Raw genomic sequence first — 14,989 nt, 5'->3', positions numbered from 1 at the left:
GTATCGTACTTTGTCATACCCTGGAGCTATACTGAATACCTTAACAGAAAAGATGAACAATCCTTAGAGAACTTTTTCGCCGAAGTGAGAAACATAGTAGTCATAAACGACCTTTCAAGCGTTTATATAGCAGGTCCCATACTTTCAGAAGAAAACCTTCTCACACGTGTTCTTGAAAACCTGCCTATATTAGGTCTCCTTGACATAGAAGGTATAAAGCCTAACTTCTTTATTCCGTATACCTTAAGTATAAGAGGTATGGAGGGATGATAAAGATAAATCTTGCAAAGGAAAGGGAAAGGCAGAAGCTGTTGGAAAAAGAACTCAAACCAGCCTTAGGATTACCCAAGATAGGTATTCCTGTAAAAAGAGAGGCAAGCGTTTACTACCTTTCTGCCATTCTGTGGCTGTGCGTCATCTTAACAGGTATTTATTACTATAGGCTCTCGTCGGAGAGAGAACAGATCAAAAGGGAGATAGATCAGCTCAACGCTCAAAAGATACAGCTACAAGCTAAAGCAAAAAGATTTATGGAGGAGAAAAAAGCTATTGAGAGATCCATAGCCGATCTTGAAAACAGGATTAAGGACATAGAAAAAAGCAAAGACATATTGATAGGTCTAAAATCTTACTATGTACCCTTTAATCAGACTTTCCTCTCTTACGTAAAGTCAGCCCCATCAATCTCCTGGATATCATCTTACCGTCAGACCTTTGATATAAACAACCCTGCTATAAAGACAGAAATGGAGCTTCAGTCTCTTGACTACTCTGGCATAAGTTATTACAGCAAAAGGCTCGCACAACTTTCCAAAGTAGTAAATGTGTCAAGCGTTGAAAGGAAAGTAAATCAATATGGATTTGAGTATTACAGCGCCAGATTAACAGCGGAAAAGAGTCTTTACGGAGGGAGACAGAATGGAAGTGATCAATAGGTTACCCACTTGGCAAAAATACACGATCCTTCTTGGTCTGCCTGCCATTCTCATAATTTATGTACTTTTCCTCTTTGTATTGCCGGCAAAAGAAGAAGTCAACAAAATTACAGCTGAGAAGGAAAGAATACAGGAAGATATACAAAATATACAACGTTCAATGAACCCAAAAACTATTGAAAACCTCAAGAAAAAAGAGGAAGAAACGAGAAGGCTTGTTGAAGAAAAGGATCGTGAGCTTGCTACCATAGTAGGCACTATACCCACAGAAAGAGATGTTAGTTTGATACTGAAAAGTATAGGTGTGTTGGCAAAAAAAAGCGGTCTCACAATAGCAAATGTACAAATGGGACAAAAACAAGAAACTACATACACGCTTGAAACTTTCGGCAACGAAAAGTTGGTGAAAGAAGTTCAACCCAAGCCACAGCAACAACAACAAAAGAAGCAAGAGAAAAAGGAAAAGCAAAAAGAGGAAGGTGTAAAGTACCTAAAAGCTGATGTTAAGATCACCCTTACTGGAACTTATCCAGCCTTTGAGAGGTTTATGGAAGGTATGGCTAAGGGTGGTATCATTTCGTATCCTTCAAACCTTCAGATCTCGTATACGGGAGAAAGTAAACTGCGCGGTGAGCTTGACATTTTTGTGCTTGTCAAAAAGGAGGAGGAGAAATGAGGAAGTTAGGAATTTTGCTCTTTTGCATATGTACCGCCTTTGCTCAGAAACCCTTTGAAAGTATGGAAGGTGCCGTAGGCTACATAGTTATAGAGAAAGCGGGAAAAACTGAAAACTACGTGGTTGTAGAAGAAAAGGATGGAAGTGTAAAAACCCTGAAAGTTAATCAGAATCCTTCACAGTTCATGAAGAAGAGTGAAGAAGGAGGGAAGAAATGAGGAGAGCGTTTTTGATAATCCTTTTTATGTTAGGTCTTTCTTTTTCGCAAACCTTAAAAGAGATGAAATTTGAAAACGTAAAGCTGGAAACCGTGCTAAAGGCTCTCTCTCAAGTTGCCGATATGAACATCATCTTTGATCCCCAAATAACTCAAGAGGTATCAAAGCCTGTCAGTGTATCCATATACAAACCTGTATCTGTTGGGGAGGCTCTAAACATCATCTTAAAAGAGTATGGACTCATAGCTGTACCTGTAGATAAAAAGGTTTACAGGATAACCAAAGCTGGGGAAATAAGCATAAGCCTTTCCGGTCTTGAAGATAGACAGATAGATGAATTCGTAAAGTTTCTAAAGCCCAGGGTGAGTCCATCCGCTGAGATAGTAATAGACAAAACACTAAAGACGGTGTACATAAGGGATGAGGAAAAGAACATAAAGAGACTTGAACCTGTGTTGAAAGACTACGCTAAGATCATAGAGAGGATCGCACCTGCAGAAGAACGAGTAACGAAAGTTTTTTATCTCAAAAACATATCCCTTGATGAAGCCGAGCGACTTTTAATTCCTTATAAAAAGCCGGATACTGTTATAACCAAAGTGCAGAGTTTTTCCGCCCTTGTGATAACTGATAGTCCTAAGCAGATGGAGAAGTATCAGGAAGCACTGAAAAGCTTTTTAACTGCCACGCCTACGGAAAGAAGACCCGTCACAAAAATATTCTATCTCAAGTACATAAGTCCCGATGAATTCATAAAAATGATAGAACCTCTCAGATCCGAAGCTGGCGTAATTTTGAGCGGTGGAGCTATCAAGGTGCAACAACCTACCACCTTACAGATGGGGACTGTCCTTTATCCCACCACGCAAACACAGGTTCAGCAGGTACCACAACAGCCCTCCGCTCCCGCACCTATACTCAAAGAGTTCAACGCTGTTATGATAACGGACTATCCGGAAGTGATAGAAAAGATTAGAGAGCGCTTCAAAGACTACATAAGCGATTCTCCAGTTCAAGTAAAGATTGAGGCGAGGATTGTTGAAGTAAGAGACCAAGCTCTGAGGGAGCTTGGCTTAAATTGGAGCGTACTGCTTTCTCAGGCAAGGGTACCCCAGTTTTGGACAGGTGGAGCGGGTCAGGGTGCTAACATAGGGAATGCTCCTACACCTGGTACCATCTTTGTACCACCAGACCCTACATCCGTAGGTATCAGATCGCCTATTTATTACACACCTGGACTTAGCCAAACGCCCGGAGGTATATTTACCTTCGCTTTTCAAAAAGGTATGCTCAACGCCTTGAACCTCAGGCTATCAGCTCTTGAGCGCGTAGCATTAATTAAGAACATAGCAAAGCCTACTGTAGTAACTGTAAACGCTCAAAAAGCTACCATAAAACAAGGTGTTCAGATACCCTATCAAACAACCGTAATAGCAGGTGGTACTCAGGCTGCCAACATACAGTTCAAGGATGTTGTACTTCAACTTGATGTTACACCCGTAGTATCTCCAGATGGTAGAATACTTCTTGACATAAACCTAAAAAGAGATACACCGGGTGAACAAACTCCGCAAGGACCAGCCATAAACACAAAAGAGGCTTCCACCAAGGTGGTGGTGAATGATGGGGATACGCTCGTCATAGGAGGTATTATAGACAATCAGGAACAGCAAACCAACGAAGGTATCCCGGGTCTCGTGAGAGTGCCTATACTCAAGTGGCTCTTTGGACAGGAAAGTACTCAAAAGACTCAATCGGAACTTCTTATATTCCTGACTCCCGTCTTGATAAGGGAATGAGTGGCAAGATAAAAATAAAGGTATTTGCTATAAAGGATGCAAACAACGTGGAAAAGCTTGTAGAACTTTTAGAAAGTTGTGGAGCAAACGTTTCTGAATTCTTCAGGGCTATGAATTCGGCTCAACCTTTCTCTTTTGATATGGATGAGCAACTCTACTCCAAGTGGAAAGGGGATCTTGAAGAGCTATGCGAATACACTGAGGAAAGAGAAAACACTTACACGGTAAAGAGCTACAGCCTTGCAACCATTATGTTGGTAGATGCTCTACTTTTACTCTCAATATCAAACTACTTTGTGGAAGGTATAAAGCTAAGGGATATCCTCTCAGATCTTTTTGCATCTTCAGCGGTAATTTGGTCCTTTGTAGCAATCACAAAGCTACTTATGTCTATGCTCTTGTATGTGGGATTTTGGGATGCTTTGGGTACCACACCTGCTGGTTACATTTTCAGGATAAGGTTTATCGCTGAAGGCAGTTTTAGGGTTCTGTTGGCTTTCGCACTGCTTCCCATCACCGGACTTTTGCTTGCTGGATCACCTTTTGGAAAAGTGGCTAAGGTTTTTGGGATTTTCCTGTTCGTGTTTTTCCTCGCAGGTACTATATCGGGAGTTTTAACTTCCCACTATCGCGTTCGCCCTGAAAGAGCGTAAAGGCGTACACAAGTACAAAACATAAATTAATAAACATTATGTAAAACATATAACCGTTAATGCTGTAAAAGGGCAAAACCAAAAATCCTGCATAATAAAAAAGCACATGTGTGTAGATCAAGAGCATGTTTCTACCTAAGGCTGTCAGAAGGTATACAAAGATGAGAGAAAAAATTAAAGGAAGTATGCAAAGCACATATATGGGAAGGAAGGAGTAAGCTGGGAGAAATTTTTCTGAAAATAACGCAACGAATACGTATTTTCCGAAGGAAAATAGTAAAACTTCTATTACCACAAAAAGCAGTGAAACTAAAAGGAAGGCTTTAAAAAAGAGTTTTTTTATAGCTCGCATGTCTTTCCTGTATCTAACGAACTTCGGGAAAAACACGCTAACTGATGTCACCGTCAGCCATACAAAAACCTTACCCGTTAATGAAACGGAAGCGTAAAGCCCCGCTGTATGCGGATCAAAGACGCGCCTTATAAAGAGATCGTCAGAGTACACCAAAAAACCTACGGGTGAAGCAAAAAGCGAAGTTTTTAAAATATCTTTGAAAGGTAAGGACTTTATGTTACCGGTGAAGTTTCTGTTTTTACTAAGAAGCAGGAAAAGTGCTACAGAAAGCCCAAAAGAAGATGATATCAAAGCACCTTCTAAACCAAGACCGCTGTATATCAAAATAAAAACGCTTATCAGTCTAACACTCTGCTCGTATACCAGAGATAGAGATATATCCTTGAACTTTTCAAGAGACTGAAGGTAAGCCCTCTCTATAACTACGGGAAACTGAAAAAACCAAACGCCCGCGAGGATCCATATATAGTATAGGTTGGATATCTTGAGGAATTCTTTCAAAAAGGGAGAGAGAACCACTCCTACAAAAAGGAACATAAAGCCAAGAAAAAGCCCTATGTACCTCATGTATCTGAGCAAACTGTGAGCATTTTCCCTGTACTTTACAAACTCTCTTACACACGCGTTAGCAAATAGATTTATAAAGTTTCCTACTGTTAACATCAGGGAATAAAGCACCATAAACTCACCATAGCCTGAAGCTCCCAAGCTTCTACTAACGAAAAAGTGAAAGATATATCCTGTCAAATTGGCATAAAAGAAGGCAAAACTGACAAAAGACAAATTTCTTATCATCCTGCAGTTTCCAAAAGGTATTCATTATACATTTGAGCTATCCTATCCCAAGTAAAGTTTTTTGCGTACTCTATGCCACGCCTGCCCATTTGAAAAAGTAGCTTCTCGTCATTGAGAAGAAGCTCCACCTTAGCCTTTAAATCTTTCGGATCTTCCTTTTTAAAGCTCAAACCAAAACCTGCATATACCGCGTATTTTAACTCTGGTATATCGCTTACGATAACCGGTTTTCCCATTGACGCAGATTCCAAAACAACGATCCCTTGTCCCTCAAACCTTGAGGGTACTATTAAAAACTTAGCATTTTTTATAAAGTTATACTTTTCTTCTCCGCTGACTTTTCCAACATACCTTATGTGGGGAGCATCTTTTATAATCTTTAAAAATTTCTCCCTATCTTTACCGTCTCCAGCTACAAGAACTTCTATGTTCTTACTGCCTTTTAAAGCTTCCACAAGAAGATCAAGACCCTTCTGACTTATATCTATCCTTCCCAAAAAGGCTATATATCTGCCCAAACTTACATACTCCGTAATGCAGTCAATACCCTGAGGGATCACTTTTCCTTTGATATACCATCTCTCGTTTAGCACGTCAGAGATCACAATCACTTTGTCAAACCTCTTAGGATAAAACCGCTCAATTATATAAAAAGGAACTCCAAGTATGCTGTACTTTTTCAACATCTCTCCACCTATATAATTTTGTATCTGTAATATAACCCTTTTTTTATGCTGAAGTTTGTATGAAAAAACGGGATTCCAAGGTGCAAAGTCCTCAATTAATACATCGTAATCCTTATAAAGCGCTTTCAACAGCTTCTGGGCGATAAAAGCATAAGAGAATGTGCTGATTATATAATTTTTTTTACTTCCAACAAATTTATACTCAAAGTTATCATTGATTTTATAGTCAGAAGCTCCGGGAAAATTTCCGGATATGACCGTAATCTTATGCCCTTTTTCTGCCAATCTTCTATAAATCTCATAAACTCTCACAGCACCACCACCACCCACCCAAGGGTTATTTAAGTGATCGTATATAAAGTGAAGTATTTTCATGGCTTTTTTGCTATTATATAAACCGTTCTTCCAAAGATTTCATAGGGTATAAAAGAAAAATCGTTTTTTGTTATCAGGTTTAGAAAAGGAAATACGGGTAATAGTGGTAAAAATTCCCACCATCTGAGGATACCAACCTCATATATTTCAAAACCTGACATTTTGGCAAGAGTTTTTAGGCTTTTCTTAGTCCACGGTCTTATGTGAGTGGGATCCGAATAAAAGTTGTAACCTTCGGGACAGAAAAGTGATATGTAGTACTCCGTGGAGCAGTAAAAATATCCTCCGCTTTTGAGTACTCTGAAGCTTTCCGCAAAGAATTTTTGAGGATTTATCAAGTGTTCTATTACGAAATTTGATACAACTAAGTCAAAGGAACCATCTTTAAAAGGCAAAAAATCTTGATCTATGTCGCAGTTGCTGAAGTTTACGTAATCAGGTAGCATAAAATTCCTTTCAAGATCTACACCAAAAAGTTCAGCCGAGGAGTTTAGGAACCTTTTTATGTACTCAAGGACTTCCCCTGTCCCACAACCTATGTCAAGTATCTTTGACGCACTTTTTATGTTAGGTATGGCGATAAGCTTTTTCACAGATATGTTGGTAAGTCTCAGATATAGCTTGTACATGAAAGATCTTTTCTCCGATAGCTTTCTAAATAAGGGTCTTAAGCCTATCTCTCTAATACTTGCGAGGTGTTTTTGGTATCCCTTATGTTTTTCCAAACTTCAACCTCCACACGATTATGATCGCTTCCAAAACTATCCCCCTATTCATTTTTGAAGAACCGCTGTTTCTTTCGTAAAATATTATAGGTATTTCCGCTATTTTAAAGCCTCTTGTGTAAGCTTTGTAAACCATCTCTATCTGAAAGGCGTAACCGTTTGACTTAATTCTGTCAAGGTTCACATTTTCAAGAACTGACCTTCTGTAGCATCTAAATCCGCTCGTCACATCCGAAAGTCCTTTAAGTCCCAAAATGCCAATAGCGTACAGGTTTGCGAATTTGGAAAGGATCAACCTTTTAAAATCCCAACCCACCACGCTTATGGTGTTGTTCATGTATCTTGATCCGATTACTACATCGTAACCTTCTTTTACCTTTTCTATAAATTTCGGTATGTCCTCCGGATTGTGGGACAGATCAGCGTCCATCTCAAAGAAAAGTTCGTAACCCCTCTCAAGACCCCATTTGAAGCCTTCCACATAGGCACTACCCAACCCGAGCTTATATGGTCTCTGTATGAGATTAACTTTCAGTGTTTTTTCAGAGTATGCCTTTACTGTATCTGATGTTCCGTCTTGAGAGTTATCGTCCACGACGAGAATATCCAGAAAAGCGAAGTTAAGAAGTTTAGGTAAAAGGATTTTTACGTTCTGCGCTTCGTTGTATGTGGGCAAGACCAAAAGAGTCTTCATAGTCTTGACCTCAAGAAATTGATGAACTCTTCTTTGGTTATCTCCTGTATAAAGTTTCTTGCCCACCTTAGTGCATTTTCAGACATAGTTTTGTACAACTCTCTGTTCTCCCACAGGAGTATGGCTTTTTGCGCCATCTGTACGTGATCCTTTACCAGAAAACCTGTTACCTTATCTTTTATGCTGTCTCTTAATCCCGGAACATCGTAGCCTATTGCCGGAGTTCCTACAGCGTTGGCTTCAACTACTACCCTTCCCCAACCTTCTCTTAAGCTTGGCACTAAGAGTAAGTGAGATCTTTCCAATATCCGATACTTTGCCCTATCGTCCAAATATCCCCAAAAGGTAATGTCAGGTACCTTCCCATACACCTCTTTGAGATAAGACATCATGGGACCATCGCCTATGATATTGAGTTTTGTCTCTTTTACCTTTTCCTTTATGAGAAGGAAAGCCTTTACCGCATCCTCAGGGTTTTTTGTTCTTTTCAATCTTCCCAAATATACAAGGTTCAGTTTTTCTTCTTTTTTCGGAAGATCTTTGAGGGGTTTTATATCTATGCAGTTGTGAATTATACGTGCTTTTTCAAAACCTAACTTTTTGAGATCCTGATACGTAGAAGCCGAAACGGTAATAGTATCCCTTTTTCTGTATAATTTTAAGAAAAGCCTCTCAAGAAATCTAAAAAAGTAACCGAGAAATCCAAACTGCGCATTCCAAAACTCTCCGTACAGTTGATGTATAAGCAATACAGAGTTCTTTAAAAAAAAGGTGAAGTATCCGATACCATTAAACTCATCAAGGATTATCCAGTCTTCTGACTTTTTCAGAGCATACAAAAAGCCGTAAATATGGGTGGTAAGTTCGTTTCCTCTCCTGACAAACTTCACACCTTCAATAACCTCCTCGCTTTGTGTCCCCTTAGGTCTTGAAGAAAACCACTCCACTTTTCCACCTGTCTGCAATACAGCTCTTGCCAGTTCCATAGTATAAGCCTCAGCACCTCCTCTCTGGGGATGCTTTATACACCTTCTGTTGAGTATAAGCACCTTCATGCCATGTAAAGTCCCAAGATCCACAGGGAAAAGAGTATAAGATAAGCCAAAAGTCCCAACTTATTAAAACCTCTTCGTATCACGAAAATTACCGCGGATATCCACCCAAGCAAAGAAAAGACTACTACCAAACTCCAGAAAGTAGAGGGATAAGGATCGTAGTCCATCATACTCTTGAGGTCTTTGTATATAACTTGATACTTATCAGGTTGGGGATTGTTCCGTTCTATGTAAAGCTCCAACTTTATAAGGAGTATTTTATCTTGCAGTGATTTGAGCCTTTCTCCATAAGGTATGTAAAGTCCTCTAAGCTGATAGAGGGCGGATCTGAGCGTTTCGTAGCAAAATAGTTTATGTTCTTTTTCGTTTAGCTTATCGCAAACGTTCCCAATCCTTTTTATAGCTTCGGCATTGTATGGGCTAAAGGGAACGTAATTTAAGAGCGCTCTCTCGTACATAGAAACTGCCATAAGTGGTTTTCCCATAGCCAGAAGCAGGTCACCTTCTTTCAAGAGGTGTCTCTGGTTGTTTATAAGCACATAAACTGCAACTATCACAATTGTCAATATGGGTATGATCCACTTCATTTTTTTATCCTGTTTAAATATTCACTTGTATAGCGGTAATACTTGAACTTTTCTGGTTTGTTGTTTTCCAAAACCGAGCTATACAGATCAATGAGGCTCTTATTTTCTGAACCTACCCTTATGGTGAAGGATTCACCAGGTTTGTTTGTGTCAACGGGTGCGTTTATAGAAACTCTGAACGTATTACCCGTGTATCTCACATCGTAGTCAAGTGTTTGGGTTGCGTGTTTTACGTCAAAGCTTCCTATAAGATAAGCAAAAAAGGGAAGGGAGTAAGTACACAAAAGCATGCTAAAACGGTCATCAGTTATATAGTGAGAACAATCAAGCATGGCGATACTTTCAAGATCCTGCCACTTTAAAAGCTTCTTAGCCCAAAGCTCTTTGGGTACGTTGACATCTTTTGGAACTATGGCGAAGGAAAAGACCCAAAATTGATTTTTCATAAAAGGTGACAGCGGGTTTGGAGGTTTTAAGAATATAACGCTATAGAGCCTCCCAGAGGATGCAAAAAATCCCATATCTCCCTTGAAAAAGTTTGAAAACACGTAACTTTTTTTATACAGATCCAAAGGATAACATCCTCTGGGAATAAGTGTGGAGCTATCAGGTGATAGATAGTCGTTGGAGCATATGTCCTCCCTGTAACGAGCTACATACTTAAAGTACCATGCCTCAAAAGTGTGGTTATCTCCGTATGTTAGGTAAACACTCCCAACAGGTAGGGAAGACAGGATCGCTTTTGACACCGAGTAAGAAACGTAGTTATTGTTAAAGTTTTGGTCTATGAGCCTGTCAAAAACTCCAAAGCCCACTAAGAAAGAGGCAGAAACTGGCACAACTACCCTCAAAAGTTCTGTTCTTTTAAGATACCTAAGGAGAAAACCAAGTCCCAAACCGCAAAAGAGAGAAAAACCCAGAAGCATAGGTAGAAAGTACTGGTGAGCTGCTATATACCACCCATCCATGTTCATTAAAGGATAAGAAAAGGTCATTTTGGCAAGTAGGAGGGAGTAAGTAAGGAAAAAGAGAATAAGAAAAATCCCCAACCTCCTTGAGATTTTGAAAGACTGGTATACACCTAAGAAAAATAGAAGAAAGGTATAAAGGGGGAAGTTATTCTCAAGTATTATAAGAGAGTTCTTTAGTGCATAGTAGTAGCCTGCTGGATCTGTCCACGCATTCTTTATCACATCTGTAGAAGAACCACCTTCGTAAGGCTTTCTCAAAAAGACGGTGAGAAAAGAATTTAGGTCATAGATGGCATTGGGAACAAATACCTTGTTGCCCCTTAGGATCATATGGAGGTTAGCAAAAAAACCAGCAATAAAAAAAGCCAAGCTGAGGGGTAAGTTTCTCAAAACATCTCTCAGATAAAAAAAAGATAACCCTAAAAAGGGAATCACCATCATAATACCAGTGTGATGGTTTGCCAGTGTAAGACCGATCAGAAAGCTTACCAAAAACTGATATCGCCTGTCGTAACCCTCAAGGATAACCTTTATACCTGCATAGAGCATAATGGAGATGATAAAGAGGTTGAGAGGATAAAACTTCATAACTACCGACTGCCCCCAAAAGGAGTAAGAAACTCCAAGGAGAACAACGGAAAACATGGAAACGTACTTATCTCCGGTGAGTCTCAGAAGTATCAGGTAAAGCAGGTATAGGGAAAGAAGAGAAAAGGCAATAGAGACAAGTACCATCCTGAAAGGGAGACTCCCCAAAGGCAAAAAGCTAAAGAGCTTAAGTAATTCCATGTACAAGGGATAGCCTGATGGATGAGCCAGACCCAGCGTGATACCCCCTGAGGCAAACTCACCCGCATCACCTGTATTTAAAACCTTGCTGGAAGATAAAGTGTAGAAGAGCGCAAAAAGGGACAGAAGCAGGTATATCACCTTATGCTGCACCTTATGCTGTTTTGTGCAAATTCACACACCGCAGTGTAGTTATCCACACCTGCCAACATGCCCTTTACGGTACCGCTCGCTACACCGCTTGGCGCACATGTATAGCTTCCATCAAGCAGTATAGTAACTCCTCCTATAGCGGTGTTAACGTTTGAACAGTTTTGTAAACCGTTCAAGTTATAAGGTGTAGGAACATCAACGAACCTGGAAGCACAGTCAGCCATAGCATCTCTGGCGCACGCTGAAGCTATGGATAAGGCAAAATTAGCTACTTTAGCCTTATTCTTATACATCATATAAGAAGGTATAGCCATGGAAGCCAAGATCACCAGCAAGGCTATAACCAAAAGGAGTTCTATAAGCGTAAAACCCCTTTTCATAGGAGAACCCCCCGGAGGGGGCAAAAGCTATATCAACCTTGTATGGTGCATCTTACAGAAGTAGCCGAATAGAAACAGACAGCGGAATAATCAGTTATGCCTGCAAGCGTGGCGACAGCAGAAGTGTTATCAGGTACAGTACCATCAGCATTGCAAGTTCCGCCTGGTTGGGTAAGGGTCACAGTACCACCTGCGGTGGTTACGCTGGTTGAAGAGCAGTTTCCAAGGCTCGCAGGATTTATGGTACCGCTTGGGTTTTCCGTGCAGAAGGCTACCACATCTAACATACAACCTCTTGCTATGGGTTCTGCGTAAGAGCTTACCCTTGCCTTTCTTTGATACTTCATATACTGAGGTATGGCAAGCGATGCCAGAATGGCTATAATGGCTATGACGATCAGAAGCTCAATGAGGGTAAAACCCCTTGAGCTGTTTAGTCTTGCTGACCTACCTGTCATTTGATAGAGTTCCTTCATGACTCTACCCTCCTTTTAAAGTTGTTGATTTTAATATTAACACTTTTGCACCTTCTGTCAAGTATCTTCACGAAAACTTCACGAAAAAGATCAGCAATTCATCTTACCTCTCTTGTGGGCTATAGAGGAATCCTGTCAGACCACCCCACACAAGGTGAAGTATAAAAGTAGAAGCTTGAGCGCTAAAGCTCATAGGTCTTTGAAACCATTCAGCACCACCCAAAGCTCCTATTAAAGAGACTACGATAACAAATATGTGCCATGCAACACCATATATGAGACCCTTCACTATACCCGGTCCGGGCAGTTTGTTCCAAACTGCGGGAGTAACCAAAGGTATGGCAAAGAGGGTGGCATCTATCTGATGATGGATAAACCAAGCGGGATCCTTAAGACCTGGGAACAGCCCAAAAAGTCCGAACCATTTGGCGTATACGCCATCAAGAAGCACCATAGCATAGACACCCATCTGGCTGGCAAAAATAAAACTCCAAAGATTTAAACCTCTCATGGCTAACCCTCCTTGTTTGCTATCCACTCCCAATGTTCTACAGCTTCATTGATAGCTTCCAAATGTTCATTTATCGCATCGTATAACTTCTTCATAAATATTTCGCAACCCTCAACCGGAGCGTAAGGGACGGTACTTTCTATGTGTGTCATAAGTTTTTGCAGATCCCCCCTCAGAAGGTTTAACTTCTCTATGTATGCGGATAGCTTTTCTTTAGGTATATCTTGATCCATCTTTTCACCTCCTTATATGCTTACTCTTCCGTTTTCGTCGTAAAGGTAAAGTTTGCCTTCCTCTTCGTCTTTTGTCCTTTTGTGTGAACCATCGCAGAAGGGTTTATTTTTGGAAAGCCCACACTGACATATAAAGTAAGTTTCTTCTCCTGCCTCGAGCTTGTAAGGACCTTTTTCTGTGTGCTTTATGAGCCTTGCCATTTTTTAAACCTCCTGCTATTATTTTAACCCTTGATATAATGTTGTCAATAACTGACTTTTATGTTATATACTATACTTTATGAAACTTAATAACAAGGAATACCATTGTCCTGTGGAACTTGTTATAGAAATTCTTGATGGTAAGTGGAAACTCCTCATACTTAGGGAACTTATGGGCGGAAAGAGAAGATTTTCGGAGTTAAAGAGATCTATCCCGGGAATAACCCAAAAGATGCTCTCAAAACAGCTAAAAGAACTTGAAAGGCAAGGAATAATTGCAAGGACGCTTTACCCACAGGTACCACCCAAGGTAGAATACTCCCTAACTCCCATAGGTGAAAAATTAAAAAAGGTCTTTGAAACTAGTTCCAATTTTTATTGACAAATCTACCCAAGCATACTATATTGCTCAGTATAAAGATGCATAGAGCCATTCATGTCTCATGCCCTCTGACAAAAAGGAAAAAGGACATTATCAAAAAATTGCTCATAGAATACAGAAAAACCGCAAAAGCCATAGCCGGCTATCAGTGGTTTCTATTCTTCACTCAAGGCTCTTTCAACAGAAAGGCAAACATAAAACATATAAGCTCTAACCTCTCTGAAAGATACAAATACACCATTCAATACCATGTGGTAGTGCCTGTCTTAGACAGCTTTATCTCCAACCTCAAAAACAGATTTGTTGAAGTTGTCAAAAGCTCTAACCTGCCAGAAAAAACTAAGAGGGTTTTGTTATACCTCAATAAAAACAACGAATGGCTCATAAGAAAGTCTGAAAAAGCTGTTTATGTGGAATACAAAAACAAAACTGTTTTTGAATATGACATAACAGAAGAAGAAAGACTGTTAGCCAAGAAGATATTCAAGCATATCCTGAGTAGCTGGAGAAAACCAAAGTTTAAAAAAGTCTCTCTCATACTTGACAGTAAGACTGCCCTGATAGAAGAGCCAGAGAAAGCCACACACTTTGACAGATGGATAAGACTATCTACTTTTGAGAAAGGAAAAACCATTTATCTACCTGTCAAATTTCATGACTACTTTGAGAAAAGAAGAGGTAAGATAACAAACCTAGTCCAGATAGAAGAAGACGGTACTTTAAGGATAGTAAAAGAGATAGAACCAAAGAAAATAGAAGGAGAAGAAATAATAGCCTTGGATTTTGGACTTAGGAACTTTTTAAGTAGCTCAAAAGGGGATATGTTTGGAAGAAGGTTGTATGAAAAGGTTAAGGAGTATGCGGAGAAGATAGATAGACTACAAAGAAACTTGCAAAGACAAGGAATAAAGCCAGCAGAGAGCAAGAGGTTTGTAAGGCTTACAGAAAGGCTGTCTGCATTTATAAAGAATGAAGTAAGAAGGATAATAAACAAGATTGTAAAGCTTTATAATCCGAAAGTGATAGTCATAGAGAACCTCAAGAGCCTTTATAAGAAGTTTTTGTTAGAGTATCCGAAAGCTGTAAAGAAAGTGGTAGTAAGATACGGCTATGGGGAGCTAAAGAGGAAGTTAAAAGAAGTTAAGGAGGAGTATGGTATAGAAGTCATAGAAGTTAATCCAGCCTATAGCTCACAGACATGTAGTTCATGTGGTTATGTAGATAAAAGAAACAGAAAAACGCAAGAGAAGTTTGAGTGTAGGTTATGTGGTAGGAAGCTGAATGCGGATGTGAATGCGTCCAGAAACCTGTCTGACCGTGTCAGATGGGGGATGCATTTA

At 39.8% G+C, this 14,989-nt stretch carries 20 protein-coding genes; 8 read left to right on the top strand and 12 right to left on the bottom strand.

Going from position 1 to position 14,989, the window contains the following annotated elements:
* The 6 genes from ABWK04_02865 to ABWK04_02840 all read left to right on the top strand — a co-directional run.
* On the top strand, positions 1-270 hold a 270-nt coding region (locus ABWK04_02865), incomplete at its 5' end, for a pilus assembly protein PilM (protein ID MEZ0360829.1).
* Positions 267-935 (top strand): hypothetical protein, encoded by a 669-nt coding sequence (locus ABWK04_02860; protein ID MEZ0360828.1) that lies wholly within the window; start codon positions 267-269, stop codon positions 933-935. The genes ABWK04_02865 and ABWK04_02860, both read left to right, overlap by 4 nt.
* Positions 919-1,611, top strand: a complete 693-nt coding sequence (locus ABWK04_02855) for a hypothetical protein (GenBank protein ID MEZ0360827.1) — start codon at positions 919-921, stop codon at positions 1,609-1,611. The genes ABWK04_02860 and ABWK04_02855 overlap by 17 nt, the downstream gene beginning before the upstream one ends.
* A complete protein-coding gene (locus tag ABWK04_02850) occupies positions 1,608-1,829 on the top strand; it encodes a hypothetical protein (protein ID MEZ0360826.1) in 222 nt (73 codons plus the stop codon). Before ABWK04_02855 ends, ABWK04_02850 begins: the two co-directional genes overlap by 4 nt.
* Complete coding sequence (locus tag ABWK04_02845) at positions 1,826-3,628, top strand: pilus assembly protein (GenBank protein MEZ0360825.1); 1,803 nt, start codon at positions 1,826-1,828, stop codon at positions 3,626-3,628. The genes ABWK04_02850 and ABWK04_02845 overlap by 4 nt, the downstream gene beginning before the upstream one ends.
* Positions 3,625-4,281: a hypothetical protein gene (locus ABWK04_02840; protein ID MEZ0360824.1), complete on the top strand. Its 657-nt coding sequence runs from the start codon at positions 3,625-3,627 to the stop codon at positions 4,279-4,281. Before ABWK04_02845 ends, ABWK04_02840 begins: the two co-directional genes overlap by 4 nt.
* Here ABWK04_02840 and ABWK04_02835 read toward each other — a convergent pair.
* The 12 genes from ABWK04_02835 to ABWK04_02780 form a co-directional block, all read right to left on the bottom strand.
* Positions 4,229-5,431 (bottom strand): oligosaccharide flippase family protein, encoded by a 1,203-nt coding sequence (locus tag ABWK04_02835; protein ID MEZ0360823.1) that lies wholly within the window; start codon positions 5,429-5,431, stop codon positions 4,229-4,231. The two genes, ABWK04_02840 and ABWK04_02835, sit on opposite strands and share 53 nt — an antisense overlap.
* Positions 5,428-6,492 carry a glycosyltransferase family 4 protein gene (locus tag ABWK04_02830; GenBank protein ID MEZ0360822.1) on the bottom strand — a complete coding sequence of 355 codons (1,065 nt, stop codon included), beginning with the start codon at positions 6,490-6,492 and terminating at the stop codon, positions 5,428-5,430. The genes ABWK04_02835 and ABWK04_02830 overlap by 4 nt, the downstream gene beginning before the upstream one ends.
* The gene (locus ABWK04_02825; protein MEZ0360821.1) at positions 6,489-7,217 is read right to left on the bottom strand and encodes a class I SAM-dependent methyltransferase; all 729 of its coding nucleotides are present in this window, start codon (positions 7,215-7,217) and stop codon (positions 6,489-6,491) included. The genes ABWK04_02830 and ABWK04_02825 overlap by 4 nt, the downstream gene beginning before the upstream one ends.
* Positions 7,204-7,911 carry a polyprenol monophosphomannose synthase gene (locus ABWK04_02820; GenBank protein MEZ0360820.1) on the bottom strand — a complete coding sequence of 236 codons (708 nt, stop codon included), beginning with the start codon at positions 7,909-7,911 and terminating at the stop codon, positions 7,204-7,206. The genes ABWK04_02825 and ABWK04_02820 overlap by 14 nt, the downstream gene beginning before the upstream one ends.
* Entirely contained in the window at positions 7,908-8,966 is a 1,059-nt protein-coding gene (locus ABWK04_02815; GenBank protein ID MEZ0360819.1) for a glycosyltransferase family 4 protein, read from the bottom strand. Before ABWK04_02815 ends, ABWK04_02820 begins: the two co-directional genes overlap by 4 nt.
* Positions 8,963-9,553, bottom strand: a complete 591-nt coding sequence (locus ABWK04_02810; GenBank protein MEZ0360818.1) for a hypothetical protein — start codon at positions 9,551-9,553, stop codon at positions 8,963-8,965. The genes ABWK04_02815 and ABWK04_02810 overlap by 4 nt, the downstream gene beginning before the upstream one ends.
* The gene (locus ABWK04_02805; GenBank protein MEZ0360817.1) at positions 9,550-11,454 is read right to left on the bottom strand and encodes a DUF2723 domain-containing protein; all 1,905 of its coding nucleotides are present in this window, start codon (positions 11,452-11,454) and stop codon (positions 9,550-9,552) included. The genes ABWK04_02810 and ABWK04_02805 overlap by 4 nt, the downstream gene beginning before the upstream one ends.
* Positions 11,451-11,846: a prepilin-type N-terminal cleavage/methylation domain-containing protein gene (locus ABWK04_02800; GenBank protein MEZ0360816.1), complete on the bottom strand. Its 396-nt coding sequence runs from the start codon at positions 11,844-11,846 to the stop codon at positions 11,451-11,453. The genes ABWK04_02805 and ABWK04_02800 overlap by 4 nt, the downstream gene beginning before the upstream one ends.
* Positions 11,847-11,878: 32 nt before the next feature.
* Entirely contained in the window at positions 11,879-12,322 is a 444-nt protein-coding gene (locus tag ABWK04_02795) for a prepilin-type N-terminal cleavage/methylation domain-containing protein (GenBank protein ID MEZ0360815.1), read from the bottom strand.
* A 103-nt stretch (positions 12,323-12,425) separates the two neighbouring features.
* The gene (locus ABWK04_02790) at positions 12,426-12,833 is read right to left on the bottom strand and encodes a hypothetical protein (GenBank protein MEZ0360814.1); all 408 of its coding nucleotides are present in this window, start codon (positions 12,831-12,833) and stop codon (positions 12,426-12,428) included.
* Positions 12,834-12,835: 2 nt separating this feature from the next.
* Positions 12,836-13,066, bottom strand: a complete 231-nt coding sequence (locus ABWK04_02785) for a hypothetical protein (protein MEZ0360813.1) — start codon at positions 13,064-13,066, stop codon at positions 12,836-12,838.
* Between the two features lie 12 nt (positions 13,067-13,078).
* A complete protein-coding gene (locus ABWK04_02780) occupies positions 13,079-13,267 on the bottom strand; it encodes a CDGSH iron-sulfur domain-containing protein (GenBank protein ID MEZ0360812.1) in 189 nt (62 codons plus the stop codon).
* A gap of 79 nt (positions 13,268-13,346) precedes the next feature.
* On the opposite strand from ABWK04_02780, the gene ABWK04_02775 reads away from it, so the two are divergent.
* Both ABWK04_02775 and ABWK04_02770 read left to right on the top strand, forming a co-directional pair.
* On the top strand, positions 13,347-13,649 hold the full coding sequence (locus ABWK04_02775) for a helix-turn-helix domain-containing protein (protein MEZ0360811.1): 303 nt from the start codon (positions 13,347-13,349) through the stop codon (positions 13,647-13,649).
* A 38-nt stretch (positions 13,650-13,687) separates the two neighbouring features.
* A partial coding sequence (locus ABWK04_02770; GenBank protein ID MEZ0360810.1) for a transposase occupies positions 13,688-14,989 on the top strand: 1,302 nt, incomplete at its 3' end.

The sequence above is a fragment of the Hydrogenobacter sp. genome, assembly GCA_041287335.1.
Taxonomy (GTDB): domain Bacteria; phylum Aquificota; class Aquificia; order Aquificales; family Aquificaceae; genus Hydrogenobacter.
Note: the sequence above shows the minus strand (reverse complement) of the source record. Positions and strands in the feature narration are given on the sequence as shown.

Bases quoted from the DNA above. Each gene is read 5' to 3' on its own strand.
- ABWK04_02860 (MEZ0360828.1), top strand. From the start codon at position 267: ATGATAAAGATAAATCTTGCAAAGGAAAGGGAAAGGCAGAAGCTGTTG.
- ABWK04_02855 (MEZ0360827.1), top strand. From the start codon at position 919: ATGGAAGTGATCAATAGGTTACCCACTTGGCAAAAATACACGATCCTT.
- ABWK04_02850 (MEZ0360826.1), top strand. From the start codon at position 1,608: ATGAGGAAGTTAGGAATTTTGCTCTTTTGCATATGTACCGCCTTTGCT.
- ABWK04_02845 (MEZ0360825.1), top strand. From the start codon at position 1,826: ATGAGGAGAGCGTTTTTGATAATCCTTTTTATGTTAGGTCTTTCTTTT.
- ABWK04_02840 (MEZ0360824.1), top strand. From the start codon at position 3,625: ATGAGTGGCAAGATAAAAATAAAGGTATTTGCTATAAAGGATGCAAAC.
- ABWK04_02835 (MEZ0360823.1), bottom strand. From the start codon at position 5,431: ATGATAAGAAATTTGTCTTTTGTCAGTTTTGCCTTCTTTTATGCCAAT.
- ABWK04_02830 (MEZ0360822.1), bottom strand. From the start codon at position 6,492: ATGAAAATACTTCACTTTATATACGATCACTTAAATAACCCTTGGGTG.
- ABWK04_02820 (MEZ0360820.1), bottom strand. From the start codon at position 7,911: ATGAAGACTCTTTTGGTCTTGCCCACATACAACGAAGCGCAGAACGTA.
- ABWK04_02815 (MEZ0360819.1), bottom strand. From the start codon at position 8,966: ATGAAGGTGCTTATACTCAACAGAAGGTGTATAAAGCATCCCCAGAGA.
- ABWK04_02810 (MEZ0360818.1), bottom strand. From the start codon at position 9,553: ATGAAGTGGATCATACCCATATTGACAATTGTGATAGTTGCAGTTTAT.
- ABWK04_02800 (MEZ0360816.1), bottom strand. From the start codon at position 11,846: ATGAAAAGGGGTTTTACGCTTATAGAACTCCTTTTGGTTATAGCCTTG.
- ABWK04_02795 (MEZ0360815.1), bottom strand. From the start codon at position 12,322: ATGAAGGAACTCTATCAAATGACAGGTAGGTCAGCAAGACTAAACAGC.
- ABWK04_02790 (MEZ0360814.1), bottom strand. From the start codon at position 12,833: ATGAGAGGTTTAAATCTTTGGAGTTTTATTTTTGCCAGCCAGATGGGT.
- ABWK04_02785 (MEZ0360813.1), bottom strand. From the start codon at position 13,066: ATGGATCAAGATATACCTAAAGAAAAGCTATCCGCATACATAGAGAAG.
- ABWK04_02780 (MEZ0360812.1), bottom strand. From the start codon at position 13,267: ATGGCAAGGCTCATAAAGCACACAGAAAAAGGTCCTTACAAGCTCGAG.
- ABWK04_02775 (MEZ0360811.1), top strand. From the start codon at position 13,347: ATGAAACTTAATAACAAGGAATACCATTGTCCTGTGGAACTTGTTATA.